Annotated in this window: 19 protein-coding genes and 1 pseudogene; 8 read left to right on the top strand and 12 right to left on the bottom strand. The window is 59.3% G+C overall.

Annotation, left to right across the window (positions count from 1 at the left end):
• Positions 1-367 precede the first annotated feature (367 nt).
• Positions 368-487 (top strand): small membrane protein, encoded by a 120-nt coding sequence (locus tag A1WC_RS26245; RefSeq protein WP_137036724.1) that lies wholly within the window; start codon positions 368-370, stop codon positions 485-487.
• Between the two features lie 28 nt (positions 488-515).
• On the opposite strand, the gene kbvR is transcribed toward A1WC_RS26245, so the two are convergent.
• The gene (kbvR, locus tag A1WC_RS13560; RefSeq protein WP_008804989.1) at positions 516-1,127 is read right to left on the bottom strand and encodes a LuxR family transcriptional regulator KbvR; all 612 of its coding nucleotides are present in this window, start codon (positions 1,125-1,127) and stop codon (positions 516-518) included.
• 310 nt (positions 1,128-1,437) lie between these two features.
• On the opposite strand from kbvR, the gene A1WC_RS13555 reads away from it, so the two are divergent.
• Positions 1,438-2,337 (top strand): helix-turn-helix domain-containing protein, encoded by a 900-nt coding sequence (locus tag A1WC_RS13555; RefSeq protein ID WP_012541794.1) that lies wholly within the window; start codon positions 1,438-1,440, stop codon positions 2,335-2,337.
• Between the two features lie 48 nt (positions 2,338-2,385).
• Here the strand turns inward: A1WC_RS13555 and A1WC_RS13550 are convergent, their stop codons facing one another.
• The 5 genes from A1WC_RS13550 to ltnD are packed head-to-tail and all read right to left on the bottom strand — an operon-like array spanning position 2,386 to position 7,387.
• Positions 2,386-3,750 (bottom strand): GntP family transporter, encoded by a 1,365-nt coding sequence (locus A1WC_RS13550; RefSeq protein ID WP_008804987.1) that lies wholly within the window; start codon positions 3,748-3,750, stop codon positions 2,386-2,388.
• A 57-nt stretch (positions 3,751-3,807) separates the two neighbouring features.
• Positions 3,808-4,590 (bottom strand): HPr family phosphocarrier protein, encoded by a 783-nt coding sequence (locus tag A1WC_RS13545; protein ID WP_016160980.1) that lies wholly within the window; start codon positions 4,588-4,590, stop codon positions 3,808-3,810.
• 4 nt (positions 4,591-4,594) lie between these two features.
• The gene (locus A1WC_RS13540) at positions 4,595-5,215 is read right to left on the bottom strand and encodes an aldolase (protein ID WP_012541792.1); all 621 of its coding nucleotides are present in this window, start codon (positions 5,213-5,215) and stop codon (positions 4,595-4,597) included.
• Positions 5,208-6,473 carry a 3-oxo-tetronate kinase gene (otnK, locus tag A1WC_RS13535; protein WP_016160981.1) on the bottom strand — a complete coding sequence of 422 codons (1,266 nt, stop codon included), beginning with the start codon at positions 6,471-6,473 and terminating at the stop codon, positions 5,208-5,210. Before otnK ends, A1WC_RS13540 begins: the two co-directional genes overlap by 8 nt.
• A gap of 11 nt (positions 6,474-6,484) precedes the next feature.
• Positions 6,485-7,387: an L-threonate dehydrogenase gene (gene ltnD / locus A1WC_RS13530; RefSeq protein WP_016160982.1), complete on the bottom strand. Its 903-nt coding sequence runs from the start codon at positions 7,385-7,387 to the stop codon at positions 6,485-6,487.
• A 260-nt stretch (positions 7,388-7,647) separates the two neighbouring features.
• Here ltnD and A1WC_RS13525 point away from each other — a divergent pair, with 260 nt between their 5' ends.
• Entirely contained in the window at positions 7,648-8,409 is a 762-nt protein-coding gene (locus tag A1WC_RS13525) for a DeoR/GlpR family DNA-binding transcription regulator (protein ID WP_008804982.1), read from the top strand.
• 17 nt (positions 8,410-8,426) lie between these two features.
• Here the strand turns inward: A1WC_RS13525 and A1WC_RS13520 are convergent, their stop codons facing one another.
• On the bottom strand, positions 8,427-9,287 hold the full coding sequence (locus tag A1WC_RS13520) for a class A beta-lactamase LEN-31 (protein ID WP_016160983.1): 861 nt from the start codon (positions 9,285-9,287) through the stop codon (positions 8,427-8,429).
• A gap of 294 nt (positions 9,288-9,581) precedes the next feature.
• Between A1WC_RS13520 and A1WC_RS13515 the strand changes: the two genes are divergently transcribed.
• Together A1WC_RS13515 and A1WC_RS13510 are read left to right on the top strand one after the other, a co-directional pair.
• Positions 9,582-9,842 carry a hypothetical protein gene (locus tag A1WC_RS13515; RefSeq protein ID WP_008804980.1) on the top strand — a complete coding sequence of 87 codons (261 nt, stop codon included), beginning with the start codon at positions 9,582-9,584 and terminating at the stop codon, positions 9,840-9,842.
• Positions 9,843-9,928: 86 nt separating this feature from the next.
• Positions 9,929-11,017 (top strand): AAA family ATPase, encoded by a 1,089-nt coding sequence (locus A1WC_RS13510; RefSeq protein WP_016160984.1) that lies wholly within the window; start codon positions 9,929-9,931, stop codon positions 11,015-11,017.
• 30 nt (positions 11,018-11,047) lie between these two features.
• Here A1WC_RS13510 and A1WC_RS13505 read toward each other — a convergent pair whose 3' ends face one another.
• Positions 11,048-12,313, bottom strand: a complete 1,266-nt coding sequence (locus tag A1WC_RS13505) for an MFS transporter (protein ID WP_008804978.1) — start codon at positions 12,311-12,313, stop codon at positions 11,048-11,050.
• Positions 12,314-12,367: 54 nt separating this feature from the next.
• Positions 12,368-15,475, bottom strand: a complete 3,108-nt coding sequence (locus tag A1WC_RS13500) for a beta-galactosidase (RefSeq protein WP_016160985.1) — start codon at positions 15,473-15,475, stop codon at positions 12,368-12,370.
• 196 nt (positions 15,476-15,671) lie between these two features.
• On the opposite strand from A1WC_RS13500, the gene A1WC_RS13495 reads away from it, so the two are divergent.
• Positions 15,672-16,736 carry a LacI family DNA-binding transcriptional regulator gene (locus A1WC_RS13495; RefSeq protein WP_012541786.1) on the top strand — a complete coding sequence of 355 codons (1,065 nt, stop codon included), beginning with the start codon at positions 15,672-15,674 and terminating at the stop codon, positions 16,734-16,736.
• A gap of 7 nt (positions 16,737-16,743) precedes the next feature.
• Here A1WC_RS13495 and A1WC_RS28435 read toward each other — a convergent pair.
• A pseudogene (locus tag A1WC_RS28435) lies at positions 16,744-16,937 on the bottom strand (hypothetical protein); the annotation flags it as partial.
• A gap of 64 nt (positions 16,938-17,001) precedes the next feature.
• Here A1WC_RS28435 and A1WC_RS13490 point away from each other — a divergent pair.
• On the top strand, positions 17,002-17,442 hold the full coding sequence (locus tag A1WC_RS13490) for a GNAT family N-acetyltransferase (protein ID WP_016160986.1): 441 nt from the start codon (positions 17,002-17,004) through the stop codon (positions 17,440-17,442).
• A 52-nt stretch (positions 17,443-17,494) separates the two neighbouring features.
• Here A1WC_RS13490 and A1WC_RS13485 read toward each other — a convergent pair whose 3' ends face one another.
• Together A1WC_RS13485 and ftrA are read right to left on the bottom strand one after the other, a co-directional pair.
• The gene (locus A1WC_RS13485; RefSeq protein WP_004205985.1) at positions 17,495-17,710 is read right to left on the bottom strand and encodes a DUF4177 domain-containing protein; all 216 of its coding nucleotides are present in this window, start codon (positions 17,708-17,710) and stop codon (positions 17,495-17,497) included.
• Complete coding sequence (ftrA, locus tag A1WC_RS13480; RefSeq protein ID WP_008804974.1) at positions 17,679-18,776, bottom strand: transcriptional regulator FtrA; 1,098 nt, start codon at positions 18,774-18,776, stop codon at positions 17,679-17,681. The genes A1WC_RS13485 and ftrA overlap by 32 nt, the downstream gene beginning before the upstream one ends.
• 67 nt (positions 18,777-18,843) lie before the next feature.
• Between ftrA and A1WC_RS13475 the strand changes: the two genes are divergently transcribed.
• Positions 18,844-19,242, top strand: coding sequence for a rhodanese-like domain-containing protein (locus A1WC_RS13475; protein ID WP_008804973.1), 399 nt, complete (start codon positions 18,844-18,846; stop codon positions 19,240-19,242).
• The last annotated feature ends 57 nt before the right edge of the window (positions 19,243-19,299 follow it).

Here is a 19,299-nt window from a genome sequence, read left to right on the forward strand (position 1 = left end):
TGTACAGAGCGAAAATAGGGAGGTAGGGCCATACCCTCAAGGAGGAGGCCAGCATTTTCTGACATTCAACCAACCGTGATGTCCGCTACGCGGAACGGGAGATTCACATGGTGATTCCCTCCACTCTACAGGGAATCGGATGTTTAGCTATCTTTTTCTCAATATCGTTGCTAAAAGACAATAACAGGCCATACATTTCTTCTAAAACTCGGGGGCGGAGACTGAACTTAGCGATTAAATAATGGCTGTCAGGAATTATCCTACCACGCTATGACGTGTTCTGGAAAAAAAGAAATGAGCTTGCATGGATAATATGAGGTCAATATTATCTACGCCAATCAAATTATTTTTATTTTTCGAGGTTGTCATGGGTGATTTGCTTATTGTTTTATGTTTGATTTTTTGCCCCATTATTTCTTTGTGGAGCGGTATTTCCTATATTAAAGAGAGGCGTAAAAGACGTTATGTCTTCCGTTCCAGAAGATAATGAGTTAGCATAATAATATTTTACGAGGTTAACGTCTGGCGAGTATCTGGACAAGATTGTTGAATTGCTGACGACTCTTTAAATGGAACTTATTCATAATGTTCTTTTTATGCGAATGGATCGTTTTGTGACTAATTTTTAGTACAGTGGCAACTTCATGCGGACTCAGGCCAATGCTGAACGCGTAGATGACTTTGGTTTGCGCGTCGCTCAATGACTTACAGGGACAATTTATGCAGCGACGCAGACGATTAAAGGGAGAGCCATGCTGTTCCGTTAAGGGGCGTTGAATTGCATGACCTATCACCTCCTTAAGAAGATGAACGGCGGTGTGCGGGTGTATAAATACCGCATGCTTAAAACAGTTGGGTAAGTGATCGATGACGGTAACCTCTTCATCATTCAGGAAAATAAAAAGTTGATAATTCTCTGTAGCGTGCTGTAAAAGTTCATGGCATAAGTACCATTCTCCCGCCACCATTTCCGTGAATATGACATCGGCTTGTGCAATCGACGCCGGCTTCCATTGCTGAGAAAACTGATAATGCGATCGCTCGCACGCCTGCATCGTTTCATTAACCAGTTCGGCAATCGCAACCCGCAGATAGTGATTTTTTATATTGAACAAAAAATTCGTCATATAACTTCCCTGTTGGGTATTAAAATGATATCAGGATAAATTAAAACATATAATGGCAATGCGCCGAATATTTTTAGACGAGATAATCTAAGGGATGTTTTACACTAATGCAATAATCGCTGGAGAAAGTGGGATAACGGCAGATGAGCATACGAAAGTTCCTAATAAACAAAACGTTAAGCATATGTCTGTTAGGGTTTTTCACTGATAATTATTTTTTTATTTTTGCCGTGCATAAAAAGCTTAGTGCTGTCCGCCGCCTGTTGTTAAAATTAGAGGAGGATAAGACTACAGGAAGTATGCGGTATCTATGAAACAGATGCTCTATTTAAAAATGCTGGCGTGGCTGGAAGATAATATCTACTGTAACCCGTCTATCGATGACCTGGCGCAGTATATGGGGTATTCGCGCCGGTTTGTCTATGAGGTGTTTTATCAGTATGGTCAGTTACCCATCGGGCAGTATATCCGGCTGCGGCGGTTGACCATCGCGGCGGTGAGTCTGCGATTAACACGGCAACCGATCGCCGCCATTGCCTGGCAGTTAAGCTATGACTCGCCGCAGACTTTTTCCCGGGAGTTTAAGAAGCGCTTCTCGCTCTCGCCACGGGAATACCGTTGCGCCGTGCACTGGGACACGGCTTTGCTGTTAAAGAAATTCGACCCGGAGGGTGAGAGCCTGCCTCAGGCCCGTTTCTGTTCACTGCCCGAGAGGGTCTATCGTGGCTCTCCAATGAAGTATGAGCTGCGCCTGTCGGATATGGTATTGCAAAGCACGTCGAAGACGGCTGTCAGACAAAAGGTTGACCGTTTTTTTACCGCCGGCGGTGGCCGTCTCTCTGTGTTATCCGATTATTATGCGGCGAGAAACAATGAGCTTAACGTCGAGGTTAACGCTTTTGTCGGTTGTCATCGGGAGCGAGGGGCGTTGCCCGCGCTGACGACGAACAGCACGTTGACGACAAGGCCTGGGCTGTATGTTGGCGTTGAATTCTATGGCAGTTGGGCGCGTTACGCCCGTTTATCCAGCGATCTGTATATGGAGTTGCTGCCAGCGCTGGGAGCAAGCCGCCGGGAGGGAGTCGACATTGAATGCTTTCTCGAGCGTCATACGGAAGGTGGGCCAGCGGCGGAAAGGCGCTATCGCGTACGCTATTTTATTCCGGTGACGCTGTCTGGTGAGGTGACAGCGCGGCCAGCGCCCGGCTAACTAACAGATGACAAATAAAGGTGGCCCGGTGGCCACCTTTCACGAATATCACAACACAAACCACAGCAGCCAGGTGATCAGAAAGCCCGTCACCCCCATGATGGTCGTCAATACGGTCCAGGTTTTTAACCCGTCCGGCACCGAGAGCCCGAGATAGCGCGTGACGACCCAGAACCCGGCATCGTTGACGTGCGATAACCCGAGCGAGCCGAAGCAAGTCGCCAGCGTTACCAGCACCAGCTGAATCGGATCCAGCCCGATGACCGCCTGAGACAGCAGACCGGAGGTGGTGAGGATCGCCACGGTGGCCGATCCCTGCGAGGCCCGGAGTACCAGCGAGAGCAGGAAGGCGGCGGGCATCAGCGGCAGATGAATTGTCTCCAGCGCCTCGGCTAAGGCATTGCCGATGCCGGAGGCGACCAGTACGCCGCCAAAGGCGCCGCCGGCGCCGGCGACGAGGATCACGTCCGCCGACGAGGGGATCGCGCTGCCGGTGACTTCGCCCAGCTTTTTCAGGCTCATCCGCCGACGGATGCCCAGCGTCCAGCTGGCCAGGCCCAGGGAGATCAGCAGGGCGACCGGCGGGGTACCAATGACGGTCATCAGCTGGCGAACCGCGTTTTCCGGCAGCAGCAGTGCCTGACACAGCGTCCCGGAAACAATCAGCATAATGGGCACCACGATCAGTCCACCGATAACCAGCGCATTCGGCGGCGGCAGACGGGTCTGCTGCGCGTTAACGGAGAGGTCCGGCACTTCAGCTGTTTGCTGCTGTTCCAGCACGTTAATCGACAGATGATAATGGCGCCGATTGATAAACCGGGCGACAAAATAACCCACGATACCAACGACTATCGATACTCCAATCCCCGCCAGCATCAGCCAGCCCACATCGCTATGCAGAATGCCTGCCGCGGCCGCTGCGCCAGGGTGGGTGGGCAGCGCGACGTGCACGGTTAACATCACTCCGGCCATCGGCAGGCCAAACTTCAGCGGCGACACGTGGGCGACTTTGCTGAAGCCGTAAATTAACGGAATGATGATGATAAAGCCGACTTCAAAAAAGACCGGCGTGCCGAGAATAAAAGCCACGATGGTTAAGGCGGCAATGGTCCGTTTTGCGCCCAGTACGCCGGTCAACGTTTTCGCCAGCGATTCGGCGCCGCCGGACATTTCAATCAGCACCCCCAGCATTGAGCCCAGAATAATAATGCTGGCGATGTGACCAAGCAGGCCGCCCATGCCTTTTTCAATGGTGGTAATAATTTTATCTGCCGGAATACCGGTGGCGAATGCCACCAGCAGGCTGACGATCAGGAGCGCCACAAAAGGATGCGCTTTCGCCTTGATCACCAACAGGAGCAACAGCACTACGCTGGCTAACGCAATAAGTAACAGCGCCGATGTCGACATAGGTTTGCCTCGGGTATTAACAGGTGTACAGAGAGTTTTTTTTTTAGAAAACGGCGTTTATTTTTTCCGGTAGGGCGAGAACCACCCCAGCCCGGAAAGCGCGTCTGCTCGGGGGATATATTCGCAGCCGATCCAGCCGTCATAACCGGTTTTATCCAGTAGCGCATAGAGCCACGGATAGTTTATTTCGCCCTCATCCGGTTCATGACGGTCGGGCAGGGAGGCAATCTGAATATGGCGATACTGGCCGGCATATTCGGTAATGAGATGGCTTAAATTGCCGTCCACCTTCTGCGCGTGAAACAGATCTAACTGCACCGCGACGTTTGGCCTGTCGACCCGTTTCACCATCTCCAGCGTTTGATATTGGCTGTGGTAGAGATAGCCCGGTTTGGTCTGGGGATTCAGCGCTTCGATGAGTATCCGCTTGTCGTGGCGGGCAAAGCACTCCGCCGCGTAGCGCAGATTATCGATAAGCACGGCCTCGCAGGCTGCGCGATCCATCCCCGGCTGTACCACGCCGGCCATGATATGCACCTGCGGGCAATCCAGCTGGCAGGCATACTCCAGCGCCAGCTGGATCTGCTGGCGGGCCTCGGCGCTTCTGCCTGGCACCGCGGCGAGCCCCCATTCTCCGGCGTTGACGTCGCCGGGTGGGGTATTGAACAGCACCAGCTGCAGCTGGTTCTCCTGCAGGCGCTGTTTAATTTCTCCGGCCTCATACTCATAGGGAAACAGAAACTCCACGGCTTCAAAACCCGCGCGGGCAGCGGCGGCGAACCGGTCCAGGAACGGCAGTTCGGTAAACAGCATGGTTAAATTAGCAGCAAATTTTGGCATGGTTTTATCTCAGTTCATCCACTTCGTCAGTGGTCAGGTAGCGGATCTCACGGTTGCCGAGGGTAAATATCAGCCGCGCGGTCTCTTCCAGCTCTTCGGTATTGTTGGTGGCTTCGCGCAGCGATGAGCCGGTGACCACCGGACCGTGGTTGGCCAGTAAAAAGGCGTTATAGCGCGGCGCCAGTCCGGCCAGCGCCTGGGCAATACGGTCATCGCCCGGCCGGTAGTAGGGAACCACCGGGACGTCGCCGACACGCATCACCACATAGGGGGTAAAGGGACGAATACAGTTGTGCGGATCGAGCCCCTGCAGGCAGGAGAGCGCGGTCAGATAGTGGCTGTGCAAGTGGACGATCGCCTTGCAGGCCGGGTTGTGCAAATAGACCGCCCGGTGAAAAGTGACCTCTTTCGACGGTTTGTCGCCGGAGATCCATTCACCTTGCAGCGTCACCACCGACAACCGCTGCGCCTGCAGTTCGCCGAGGCAGGAGCCGGTCGGCGTCGCCAGCAGGTTGCCGTCCGGCAGCAGCAGCGACAGATTGCCGGCGGAGCCGGTGGCATAGCCGCGGCTAAACAACGAGGCGCCAATCTGCACCATTTCATCTCGCAGCTGTTGCTCAGTCATGACGAAACTCCTGCTGGGCACGGGCAAAGAAGTGGATATCGCCGAAGTTACCTGACTTCAGCGCCAGGGAGAGCGGCTGGCGGGTGTCACGCACCCAGGGCACGCCGGGGGAGATGGTCGGCCCAATATGGAACGCCTCGACCCCCAGCGTCTGCGCCACAATGCTCGATGTTTCCCCTCCGGCCACAATAAACCGGGTAAATCCTTTCGCCTTCAGGGCGGCGGCAAGGGCGGCAAACAGCTGTTCCACCCGTTCGCTGCTGGCCTTGTCACCATACTGCGCCTGGATCCGCTGCAGCGTTTGCGGCTCGGTGGTGGCATAGATCATCGGCGCCAGCGGCGCATCGCGCTGCGCGTCCACCCAGTCTGTCAGCGTCGCGACATAGCTCTCCAGATCGGTAAAGCAGGCGCTTAAGTCGACGGCGCGGGCGGGGGCCTGTTCACGATAGGCCGCCACCTGGCTGTTGGTCATCACCGAGCAGGAGCCCGAGAGCACCACCGCCGGGCCGGCCAGCGGCATGCCCGCCTGAGCGCTTTCACCCCTGGCGCCATGGCGCTGTGCCCAGTCGCGGGCGAGGCCGATGGCGAGACCGGAACCGCCGGAGACCAGCTTCATCTCTCGCAGCGCCACGCCCTGGGTGAGCAAATCCTGTTCACTGAGGGCGTCGAGCACCACATAGCGCACCGCCGGATCGCTGATTGTCGCCAGCGCGGTGGCGACCGCCTCCGGCCCCCGGGCGACAATCGGCCAGGCAATCAGCGCGGCTTTTCCGCGCCCCTGGCGCTCAATTAAGCGGCCCAGGTGCGCATCCTCCATCGGCGTCACCGGATGGTGGCGCATCCCGGACTCATTCAGCAGTTGCTCGCCGACAAACAGATACCCCTGATAGACCGTGCGGCCGTTCACCGGCAACGCCGGGGAAATCACCGTCCGCGTTTCACCCAGCTCGGCCAGCAGAGCATCCAGCACCGGGCCAATGTTGCCCTGCGCGGTGCTGTCGAACGTGGAACAGTACTTGAAGTAGAATTGCTGACAGCCCTGGGCCTGCAGCCAGCGCAGCGCGGCCAGCGACTGGCTGACGGCCATTTCCACCGCGCAGGAGCGGGTTTTCAGGCTGATGACCACCGCCTCGCTGGTCAGCGGAAGATCGCGGGTCGGCACGCCATTCAGTTGCACCGTCGGCATGCCGTTGCGCACGAGGAAGCTGGCGATATCCGTGGCGCCGGTGAAGTCATCGGCAATGACACCAAGCTGCATGTTGTCTCTCCTCACTGTTTGTGGCCCGGCAGGGTGATGCCGTTGAAAATCTTGATCACCGCGCTGTCATCTTCCCGGCCGAATCCGGCATTGCTGGCGGAGGTGAACATATTTAGCGCGGTGGTGGCGAGCGGCAGCGGGAAGGTCAGCGCCCGGGCGGTGTCATTCACCAGACCGAGATCTTTGACAAAAATATCGACGGCGGATTTTGGCGAGTAATCGCCATCCAGGACGTGCTGCATGCGATTCTCAAACATCCAGGAATTACCCGCCGCGTGCGTCACCACGTCATACAACGTCTCCAGCGGGATCCCGGCGCGGGCGGCAAGCGCCATCGCTTCGGCGGCAACAGCGATATGCACCCCAGCCAGCAGCTGATGAATAATCTTTACCGTCGAGCCAAGGCCGATGTCGCTGCCGATGCGGTAGACTTTGCCGGCCACGGCGTCCAGTACCGGCGCGAGGCGGGCAAAGGCGGCATCGCTTCCGGAGGCCATCACCGTCATGTCGCCAGCGGCCGCTTTCACTGCGCCGCCCGATACCGGCGCGTCAAGCATCAATAGCTGATATTCCGCCAGCGCCACGGCTATCGCCTGGGCATCGGCGGAGGCGATGGTGGACGACACCATCACGACGGTGCCGGGCTTCAGATGGGCGGCGAGGCCGGTTTCGCCGAACAGGATCCCCCGCACCTGGGCGGCATTGACCACCAGCAAGACGACCGCATCCAGGTCAGCGGCGAAAGGCACCGCGCTGGGGCCCGCGCCTTTGGCGCCCGCCGCCAGCAGTGCGCGACAGTTGTCGGGGTTGATGTCAACGCCCCAGGTGTTCAGGCCCGCCTGCAGGCAGGCGCGGGCGGCGCCCATGCCCATTGAACCCAGTCCAATCACGCAGACGTTAGTGTGTGCAGCCATGATGGTCTCCTTGTGAATATTCGTTAATTAATGTGATTTAATGATAGAATAAAGCGTTATAATGTGAATTTATGTGAGGGCTATCACGAATAACCCACATGAATATAAAAAATTCACAGGCGGAAAGAGGCTGCACAACGGCGATTCTTGCCCTAAAATAGCGTAAAAACAGCGGCAAAGCGCGATAACAACACAGGGTGTCGCCAGGTCCGCAGCCCGAGTGGTGACGCCTGGTGTGAAAAAATGGTAAGGGGAGAGCGGTGATTCCAATAGAACGACATCAGCGTATTTTAGCCCTGGTGGAGCAGCGTGGGGCGGTAAGCATCAATGAGCTGACGGAGATCCTCGGCGTGTCCCATATGACCATCCGTCGGGACGTCAGTAAACTGGAGGAACAGGGGCTGCTGGTCAGCGTCTCAGGCGGCGTGCGCGCCGTCAGCAGGCTGGCCACGGAACCCAGTCATCTGGTGAAAAGCACGCTGCAGAGCGAGGAGAAACAGGCGATTGGCGCGCTGGCGGCGAGTCACATCGCCAAAAACAGCTGTATCTATCTCGATGCCGGGACCACTACCCTGGCGCTGGCGCGGGCGATCCTCGACCGGGATGATCTGCAGGTGGTGACCAATGATTTTGAGATAACCCAACTGCTGATCGATGCCAGCCAGTGCGGCGTGATCCACACCGGCGGCACGCTGTGCCGGGAGAATCGCTCCTGCGTGGGCGAATCGGCGGCGCGAACGTTACGCCACCTGGCTATCGATACGGCCTTTATCTCCGCCAGCGGCTGGGACAGCCGCGGTATTTTCACCCCTGATGAGAACAAGGTTACCGTCAAGGAGACCGTCAGCCAGGTCAGCGCGAGAAGCATCCTGCTGTGCGACAGTTCGAAATACAATCAGGTGGCCACGTTTATGGCGTTACCCTTGACCCGGTTCACCACTATTATTACCGATCGGCATCTGTCCGATGCCGCCGCCAGTCATATCGCCCGGCACGCCTGCGAGGTGCTGCGGGCCGGCTAACGCACGGTACCGCCGGGTTAGCGTTGCCAGTGCTCGATCAGCGCTGCGCCGATCCCGGCGATATGTTGATTACGCTCGGCCATGCTCGCCGGGGTATCCCGCAGATAGATCACCACAATGCGCTCCGGTTTGCCGTCCGGGCCGAGCAGGGCGACAATGCCGCGCGCACCCCGTTCGCCAGCCCCGGTCTTGTCGGCGATAAACCAGCCCGGCGGCAGCACGGCGCGGATCAGCGGGCCGGCAACCCGATCGTCCACCATCCACTGCAGGAGTTGCTGTTGCGAACGGGCGCTCAGATGCTGCGCGGTCAGTAGTTTGCGCAGCGTGGCGGCCATGCTGGCCGGGGTGGTGGTGTCGCGTGCGTCGCCGGGAAGCGCCTCATTCAGTGCCGTTTCCCAGCGGTCAAGATGGGTGACGTTGTCACCGATCTGGCGCAGAAAGGCAGTTAATCCCGCGGGGCCGCCGACGGTGGCCAGCAGCAGATTGCCAGCACTGTTATCGCTCAGGGTGATGGCGGCGGCGCAGAGTTCGCCGACCGTCATCCCGTCGGTAAGGTGTTTTTCGCTGACCGGGGAGTAGTCCACCAGATCCTGCTGGCGGTAGTGGATCCGCCGATCCAGTTGTTCGACCCCTGCATCCACCCGCGCCAGCACCGCGCCGCACAGCAGCACTTTAAAGGTGCTCACCATGGGAAAGCGTTCATCGGCGCGCCAGGCCGCCAGCGTGCGGCCGCTGGCCAGATCCATTTCCACCATCCCCACGCGGCCCGACAGCTGGCTTTCGCTTTGTTTAATCTGCTCAAGCGGCTGTGGACCGGCGTCTACCGCCAGTGGCAGGGTGGCTAACAGGGAGATAACACACAGGCGAACATAACGCATAACCGCAATACTTCCTTGAGTGAGGGCCGATAAAGGCGAGCAAAGGAGCGACAAATAAGAATAACCCGGCGTTTTGCTGATTCACAATTCCTCTTTTTTCCTTCATCATTTGTCATCTTTTATTTCGAATAATCAATATTTAGCCCAGCCTCAGCACGCTATTTTTTGACTCAAGGCCGCGATGAACTATAAGAAAGTACGTAATGCCGCACTCAGGCTGGCGCCGTTTGTTGACGACAATGCCCGCCGGACTCCGCGGTTCGCCAATGATATACGCCATCCCGGGAGGAACTGGTGCACCCGATAATTAAGGTCATGCTGGTGGGAGGTAAGGCCGACGGGCTGTTGGTCAGCGTCGCCGATGACGCGACCGAGGTCTCGGTGACGCCTGCTCAGTACGGTGCCCCATCCGGGCAACCGCTGAGCTATCGTATTGTCAGTCAAACCATTGACGATGAACGCTATTATTTTGGCGTCTTCAGTGAAGCCCATCAGGATAGCGACAAGCTGACGCGGGTCGCCCTGACCCGTGGAATGAAAAAAATGTTCTGTTAAACCCTGCCCGAATGAGGGCGTGAGAGGGTATCCCTGGCGCCGCTCTGCTACTGTGGCAGCCTTCTATTTCCAGGGCAGGACCCATGATGATTCAGTACATCCGTATTCAAAACTTTCGCTCGGTCAGGGATATCGCGCTGGAGCTCGGGCCGCTGAACATTGTCTTCGGCCCCAACGGCTGCGGCAAATCCAATATTTATAACGCTATCCACCTGCTGACCGCCGCCGCTGACGGCAGGCTGTCGGGGTTTATCAGCGAAGAGGGCGGTCTGGAGAATATGATGTGGTCCGGGGAGCGTTCGCCCGTTGATCGTCATCCCCGGCGGCTGCAGATCGCCTGCCGGACCGACAGCTTCGATTATGAGCTGCAGATAGGCTTCCCGGAAAAATTGCCCTATCCGACGCAGTTCATGCTCGATCCCATCGTTAAAGAAGAGAACATCTGGCTGGCCGGCTACTCCCGCCGGCCTTCCTCCCGCGTACTGCAGCGTAAGAATCAGGCGGCGTTTCTCGTCGATGTGACGGGGGAGAAAAGTACGTTCACTGAGAGCATCTATGAAAACGAGTCGGTGTTCGGTCAGCTCGGCGAACCGCATCGTTTTCCCGAGGTGTCGCGGGTGCGGGAAACCCTGCGCCGCTGGCGGTTTTATCATGAATTCGCTATCGGCCGCCATTCGCCGCTGCGTCAGCCGGCCGTGGGGTACCGTTCGCCAGTGCTCGACAGCGATGGCCATAATCTGGCGCCCGCCTTTCAGACCATTGTCGAGATCGGCGCGGAAGAGATTTTGCACGAGATCCTCGCCGACGCCTTTCCTGGCTGCCAGTTTTACTGTGAAAACGAGCAGTCACGTTTCGCCCTGAAAATGCGTCGCGAGGGGATCCGCCGCCCGCTGCTGGCGGCGGAGATGTCTGACGGTACGCTGCGCTTTTTGTGCCTCGCCGTTGCGCTGCTCAGCCCGCGCCCGCCGGCCTTTCTGGCGATCAATGAACCGGAGAACAGCCTGCATCGCGACATGTTGCCCGCGCTGGCCCGGCTGATTATCGAGGCCTCGCGCTACAGCCAGATCTGGCTGACCAGCCACTCGGCAGAGCTGGCGGAGCTGATTGCCGCCGGGGCGCCTTGTCAGCGCTATGCCCTGGAGAATCGCGGCGGGGAGACGCGGATTGTCGAGTGAATCCCGTCGTCCCTGACGGGGGCGCCGGAGTCAGGCGGGGGTCTGCGTCCCCGCTGCAGGCAGCAGATTTTTCCCGCCCCGTAAGGTAAAGAACGAGAGCAGGGTGAAGCTCAGGGTGATACACCCGAGGATCAGATAAGCCTGATGGAAGCCGACGGTGTCGTACATCCGGCCGACCCAGGCGGAAAGCACCACCCCGGAAAGCTGTTTCGACAGGTTAAAGCCGATCAGAAACAGGGTGGCCGAGAGCCGCGGGTTAAAGGCGGAGGAGATATATTTAAAGGTCCCGACCAGCAGGAAGGGGATCTCAAACATATGCAGCATCTTGAGGATCACCACCTCCACCGCCGATGAGGCAAAAGACGACCCGAGAATACGCACCGACATGATCATCCCCGCGGTCAGCAGGGCGTTTTTGGCGCCGATGCGGTTAACGATGGCCGGGGCGCAGAACATAATTAGCGCGTTGAGCAGTTCGCCACCGGTGGTAACAAAGCCAAACACTTCGGTACCACGCTGCGGGCTGGCGAAAAAGCTTTTGAAAAAGTTGGCGAACTGCTGGTCAAACACGTCATAGACGCTGGCGACGCCGATCACATAGACGATAAAGCCCCAGAAGCGCGGCATACGCAGCAGCTCTGCCGCCGTGCGCAGCGAAAAGGCCTGGCGATTGGCGCCCAGCGCTTCGATAACCTCGGCGCTGTTGCTGCTTTCCGGTCGCGACAACCAGAGCAGCAGACCGAGCACCAGCGCAAAACCGGAGGCGATCCAGAAGGTGATGTTGGGATCGATGCCGAACAGAACGCCGGTTATCGAGGCGCACAGCGCCCAGCCGACGCAGCCTGCGACCCGCACTTTGCCATATTCAAAGCGGTTGGCCCGGCTGACGCGCTCGATATAGGCTTCCACCGCCCCGGAGCCGCTGGAGAAAACAATCCCCAGATAGATCCCGCCCGCCAGCGCCCCGGCGATGATATTCATTTGCAGCAGCGGTGAAAAAACGAAAATAAAGAACGGTGCGAACAGAATTAACAGCACCGTAATAGTCCAGAGCAGATGTTTGCGCAGGCCGAGCTTATCCGACATCAGGCCAAACACCGGCTGAAAAATAATGGCGAATAACGAAATAGACGAGAAAACGATCCCGGTTTCCGTTTTGGTTAAATGGTTAACGTCCGCCAGCCACACCGGAAAAAACGGAAAGTAGGCCGACATAATGAAATAGTAAAAGAAAAAGAACAGCAGGAAATAGACAAAATTATGCCGTTCTCGTGGCGCCAGTTCAGAGAATTTCATCACCATGATCCCTTGTTATTCTGTTTGTAGGGTGGGGGCTGTCGCCCCCACGGATTAAAGGCAACGCAATGAGACCTCGTACTGCCAGCGCGTTTGGCTCAGGAGCCACTGCGGTAGCACGCTGGGGGTCCAGGAGTCATCGCCGCCCACCCCCATATGCAGGCCGTCGAGGGTGATCCACACGCCGTCTTCGGCCTGCATCTTGTGCCAGTGGTCGGTCTCCATCAGCTGACGGGTGCTCCACGGCTGAACGGAGAAGTGGAAATGCCCGCTGACGTGCCAGCGTCCCCAGTCCAGCGCCTGGGTATCGCAGCGCAGGCCGTTTTCCGTCGGGAAGATGTAGGGCGTCGTCATCGCCGCCAGCGGCTGCTCCCAGCGGGCGAAGCAGGCGCTGCTCCGCCGGTCGGGGTAGTTCTCATGCGGCCCCAGCCCCAGCCAGCTCACCGGCGCCTGCTGATCCGCCACCTGGAAGTGCAGCCCGACCCGCGGCAGCGGCGGCAGGGTTTCTGCACGTTCGCCGTCCACCGCCAGCCGCAGCGTACCGTCCGCGGTGAAGTGCATGCGCCAGTGGCTGACAATCACTACCTCTTCGCCGCGCAGATAGTGCCAGCGGCAGTCGACGAGGGTTTCATTTGCCAGGCGCTGCGCGTCGCACTGGACGCAGTGCGCCTCAAGATCGTACAGGCCGGCGCTTTTCCAGCGCTCCACCCAGGCGTTGGGGTCGATACGCTCTACTTCGCTGACCCCGATGTCGTTGTCGAGCGGCGCGCGAATAAACTGGTCACGCAGGGGGGTCAACAGCTGCTCCTGACCGCCAACCGACCAGCGGCTCAGCAGACCCGTCCGGCGATCGATGGTCCAGCATTGCGAACCGGCGCGGATCTGCCAGACCTCGTCGCTGACGATAAGATCCGGAGCGCCGGCAGGCACGGTGGGCGCCGGCAGCGCCAGCGGGGCGGGCAGGGGAAACTGTTGCCAGGCGACGCGGTGTTCCGCTGCTGACCAGGCGGTCGCCCGGGGCTGGGTCACCTCCAGCGTCAGCCACACCGCGCGGGCGCCTTCAGGCAGGATCAGGCTGTCGAGCAGCGTTATCTCGTCGCTGCCCTCAGGGGGCAGCGCAAGGGTCAGGTTGCCGTGATACAGGGTTTCACCGGCCGACTGCACCTGCCAGCGCACCACTTCGTTATCGGTTGGACGGAACAGGTATTCGCTGGTGATGCGCACCCGCAGCGGCGAGGTCGACAGCAGCGTGAACTGAAAATACTGCTGGGCGTGCTTCGCCTCCACCAGCGACGGATGCGGCGTGCGATCGGGAAACACCAGACCATTCATACAGAACTGGCGATCGTTAGGCTTATCGCCAAAGTCGCCGCCATAGGCCCAGCCGACGCTGCCGTCGTCAAAGATTTTGCGGATCGCCTGATCGGCCCAGTCCCAGATAAACCCGCCCTGCAACCGCGGATACTCGCGGAAGGCCTGCCAGTAATCGGCGAAGTTGCCGAGGCTGTTGCCCATCGCGTGGGCATATTCGCAAAGGATCAGCGGCCGCTGCTCGCCGGGCAGGCTGATCCATTTTTTGATCCCCCATTTCGGTACCGCCGGGATCGGCTGGTCGCGTTCGACGCGGGCGTACATCGGACAGATAATATCGGTGGCGGTGGTATCCGCGCCGCCGCCCTCGTACTGCACCGGACGGCTCGGGTCGTTGCGTTTCAGCCAGTGGTACAGCGCTTCGTGGTTGCCGCCGCCGCCGGACTCGTTGCCCAGCGACCAGATGATAATGCACGGATGGTTGCGGTTGCTCTGTACCATCCGGGTGACGCGGGCGCTGAAGGCTGGCAGCCACGCCGGATCGTCGGACAGCCGATTCATCGGCACCATCCCGTGGGTTTCAATATTAGCTTCATCGACCACGTACAGACCGTAGCGGTTGCAGAGTTCATACCAGCGCGGCGCGTTGGGGTAGTGCGAGCAGCGCACGGCGTTAAAGTTGTTCTGCTTCATCAACAGAATGTCCTGCACCATATCCGCCTCGGTGACCACCTGACCGCGCAAATGATGATGCTCATGGCGGTTAACGCCGCGGATCAGCAGCGGTTTGCCGTTAAGACGCAGCAGGCCATCGACAATCTCGATGCGGCGAAAACCGATGTCCCATGCTTCGGCCTCCAGCAGTTCGTCGCCGCGCCACAGGGTGACCACGGCGCGATAACAGTTTGGAGTTTCCGCGCTCCAGTGCGCCGGCGCCGTCACCGCCAGAGCAAAATCGACCCGTTCCGCGTAGTGGCCGCGTTCATCCACCGCCGGGGTGCCTAACGGCTGCCGCCCGGCGGCGACCTGCTCCTCGCCACGCCACAGGCTAACCCCGATGCTGAGCCCGGCAAGGGCCGCCTCTGTCGCTTCGACGGTCGCCTGGACCTGCAGAGTGCCATCGCGGTAGAGGGCGTCGAGGGCTGGCGTCAACTGCACGTCGCATAGCCGTTGCTGCGGCTTATTCAGCAGCCACACCGAGCGGAAAATGCCGCTCATTCGCCACATATCCTGGTCTTCCAGCCAGCTGCCGGCGCTCCAGCGCATGACCATCACGCACAGGCGGTTGTCGCCCGGACGCAGGAAGGGGCTGAGATCGAACGCTGCCGGCAGGCGACTGTCCTGCGAATAGCCGACCCAGACGCCATTGCACCACAGATGAAACGCCGAGTTGACGCCATCGAAAATAATCTGCGTCTGTCCATCCGCGTGCCAGGTTTCTTCGATCTCAACGTGCAGGGAATAACAGCCGGTCGGGTTATCCTCCGGCACCCGCGGTGGCGTGGTATCGATGGGATAGCGGACGTTGGTGTAGATCGGCGCGTCATAGCCCTCCATCTGCCAGTTGGAAGGCACTGGCGTGCCGCGGCTGCCCGGCAAATCCTGCGTCAGCCACTGCGCATCGACGGCGAACGGGCTGCGGGCGTAAGCGAACTGCCACTCGCCGTCCAGCTGACGGCGGCGTGTGGAGGGATGGTTATCCCGGGCGGCAAGCTCATCGCGCCAGCTGGCGAAAGCGGGATGCGCCGGCAGGCGGTTAAGGTGGGTAATGGTCTGGTTCTGCCAGTCTTCACGGGCGAGGACGGCGTGAAAGTCGGGCATGTGGCTGTGGCCGGTATCGCTAATTTGCATTTTAATCCCCGGTAAGTCAGAAAATGTCGTTCGCTAAACAGGATGATTAACGTTATCGGGTAATTTGTTTTTTCCAGCAATCACGCTGGAAATGAAATGAACAGACGATCACGAAAGCGAGGGCAAAACGCTGTTTTTTGTCGCGCGTTAAACATAAAATGTTAGCGCACGACATTGTTATCGCTGAGGAGAAAAGATGCCGCGTCGTACCGCAACCCTTGAGGATGTCGCTCGCGCGGCGGGTGTCTCCCAACAGACGGTCTCCCGGGTGCTGAACCGTCCTGAGGTGGTGTCAGCCCGCACCCGGGAGCAGGTGATCCGCGCGATGCAGACGCTGCACTACGTGCCTAACCGCTCGGCGCAGCTGCTTGCCGGCAAGGCAGCGCCCTCCATCGGGTTAATTACCGCCTCGCTGACGCTGCATGCCCCCTCGCAGATCGCCGCCGCGATAAAAAGCCATGCCAGCCTGCATCAGCTGGAAGTGGCGATAGCGATGCCGGCGCAGGCCGATTTTGTCGCGCTACAGGCGCGGCTGGATGAGCTACGCGCCCAGCATATTCGCGGGGTGATCGTCAGTCTGCCCCTGGAGAGCGCCACCGCCGAGCGGCTGGTGCAAGAGAACCCGGATATGGCCTGCCTGTTTCTTGACGTCTCCCCGGAGGCCGATGTCTGCTGCGTGCGCTTCGACCACCGCGACGGCTGCGGAGCCTGCGTACGCCACCTGTGGGAGCTGGGGCATCGCGAATTCGGCCTGCTGGCGGGGCCGGAAAGTTCGGTTTCCGCCCGTCTGCGCCTCGCCAGCTGGCGCGAGGCGCTGCACAGTCTGAATATCGCTCGCTCAACAACGGTGTTCGGCGACTGGAGCGCCGCCAGCGGCTGGCAAAAAACGTTCGAGCTGCTGCATCTGCAGCCGCGGATCAGCGCGATTGTGGTGGCGAACGATCAAATGGCGCTCGGCGTGCTCAGCGCGCTCGCCCAGCTTAATCGCAGCGGTAGCCGGGCGGTATCGGTGACCGGCTATGACGACACCGCCGACAGTCTCTACTTCCAGCCGCCGCTCACCACGGTGGCGCAGGACTTCGATCTGCTGGGCAAGCGGGCGGTGGAGCGGCTGATCGCCCTGATGGCGGCCCCGCAGCTGAGGATCCGCGAACTGCTGCCGACCCGGCTTATTGTGCGCCAGTCGGCCTGGCCCGCCGCCGTCGCGGAGGATCAGCAGCAGACCCTCGCGCAACTGAAAGCGCTGGTGGAAAAACTTTAGCGCAGGCCGTTGAGGCTTTATTGAGGTTGACTCTGTTAACCTCGTCATCAAACGTAGAGAGGTCAGGATTATCTGTCTGCGAAAAATGCAAAACACAATCTATCCATGCAAGCATTGATTTACCGCCAGTCATATGGCGGTTTTTTTTTGCCGTCGCCCGCCTCTACCGTTTTCTTCCGTTCGCCTTTCCGCCTGGCATATCCTGCCGCGGCATGCTAGATCTTGCTTCCGGGGCTCCATCCGGGAGACGACGGGAGGCAAGGTTATGATGGTGATAGAGGGTAAAGAGGCGATCGCGCGGGTGGACTGGCAGCGGGTGCGAACCATTATCGCCGAGGCCGGATTGAATGAGCGCGATGTTCAGCAACTGGAGCAGGCGTTCCGCCAGAGCACCTTCTGCTGGTTTGGCTATGAGAACGGCCAGTTGATTGCCGTGGCGCGAGCCATCAGCGATTGCACCTGGAGCAGCTATCTGGCGGATGTGGCGATCGTCCCCGAACGTCAGGGGCAGGGTTACGGGCAACAGCTGATGCTGGCCATCCGGGAGCAACTCCTGCCCTTTGGCAAAATTTTTATCTATGCGGTCGCCGATAAAATTACGTTTTATCAGCGCTTTGGTTTTGCCATGCTGACCACCGGCATGGTCTGCGCCAGCGAGGAGGGCATGCAGAAAATGCAGGAGCAGGGCTATATCCGTCGGCCCTGAAAGCAGGCGCTTAGAAACGCCTGGCTTAAACGTGTAAACCAGGCGCAGGCTGTCAGAGGGGGCGTTCGAGCACGAAAAGATACGCTTCCCGCGACCAGAACAAAGCGGTGCGGCGGCGCTCCACCGACATGGTTTTCACTTCCCATCCTTCACGGGTATAGCTGCTGAGAAACTGGCTCATCTTGTCAGGGTCCGCCTTGGCTTCGCCAAAAAACAGGCTGCCCAGCAGCCCCTCTTTATAGATCACTACCCGACACTCTTTCTTCATCATCGACCCTCCTGGCGACCCGTTTACTGTGGCCGTCTATTGTCCGTTGCCGCGACGATTTTGCAATCGGAGAAGTAGCAAACTGTTTCCGGTACTGCAGCGGACTGAGCGCGAAGTGCTGGCGAAAATGGTGACGCAGGGTGCCGGCGCTGGCAAACCCGCAGCGCTCAGCGATCTGATCGATGGACATCGTGCTCTCCGTCAGGTGCTGGCGGGCGCGCAGCAGCCGCTCGTCCAGCAGCCAGCGGGCGGGTGTTTTACCGGTGGCCTCCTCAAAGCGGCGCAGGAAAGTGCGTGGTCCCATGCCGGCGCGCTGGGCGAGGGAAGCGACGGTATGGCTGGCGGCAAGATGCTGGTGCAGATAGTCAAACAGCTGCCCAAGGCGCTGGCTCTCCCGGCTGCGGGCTACCGGGCGCAGGACCTGCTGCGTCTGACCGCCGTCGCGATGGGGAGAGACCACCAGGCGGCGGGCGACGACGTTGGCGGCTTCGCTGCCGAAATCCTCGCGCACCAGATGCAGACAAAGGTCGATCCCCGCCGCGCTGCCGGCGGAAGTCATCAGCAAAGCATCGCCCAGGTAGAGCACATCTTCCACCACCTGGATCTGCGGGAAACGCGACTGCAGCGCCGCGGTGTAGCGCCAGTGGGTCGTTGCCTGGCGGCCATTGAGCAGCCCGGCGGCGGCGAGAACGAACACCCCGGAACAGATGGAAATAATCCGGCATCCGCGGGCGTGGGCGGCAACGAGGGCGGCGCACAGCGCCTCGGGGACCGGGGCGTCGACACCGCGCCAGCCGGGGACCACAATCGTATCCGCCTGGGCGAGAAGTTCAGGGCCGCCGTCAGTCATCAGGCGGATGCCGCCGGTAGCGCACAGCGGCCCTTCATCGACGGCGGCGACGGCAAAGTGGTACCAGTTGTCGCCCATTTCCGGGCGCGGCAGGCCGAAGATCTCCACGGCTACGCCAAACTCAAAGGTGCACAGGCCATCGTAGGCGAGGGCGACCACCTGATGACGTGACGGTGTCACAGAAGGGGTTGTCAGGATGTTAGCGTTTTCTGTCATGGTTGTCGGCAGATCAGGGTGATGGGCGTCAGTAAAGTAGTGTTATCACAGACAAGGAGAAGACGCCATGAGTGTAGTAACCCAATTTCCCCCTGCCGCTTCCGCTGAGGCTATCCGCTGGTTCCGCCATAAGCTGCATCTTGAGACCGACTGCGCCGATGTGCACAGCGCCCAGCGTGCCGGCGAGGTCGACTTTGTCCTGCTGCACGTGGTCGGCAGCGAGGAAGCCTTCGCCAGACGTCACTTGCCAGGCGCGGAGCATCTCCCGCACAGCCAGATCACCGCCGAGCGAATGGCCGCCTGGCCGGCGGAGACCCTCTTTGTGGTCTACTGCGCCGGGCCGCACTGCAACGGTGCTGACGTTGCCGCGCTGAAGCTGGCTGAGCTCGGGCGGCCGGTGAAAATGATGCTCGGCGGACTCACCGGCTGGGAAGATGAGGGCTATGCGTTTGTTTCCGGTAAATGAAAATATTTCATGCACCATGAAATATTCTCGTTTGCGACCCACCACTCTGCATGCCAG

It is taken from the genome of Klebsiella sp. KTE92 (assembly GCF_000398905.1).
GTDB lineage: Bacteria > Pseudomonadota > Gammaproteobacteria > Enterobacterales > Enterobacteriaceae > Klebsiella > Klebsiella variicola.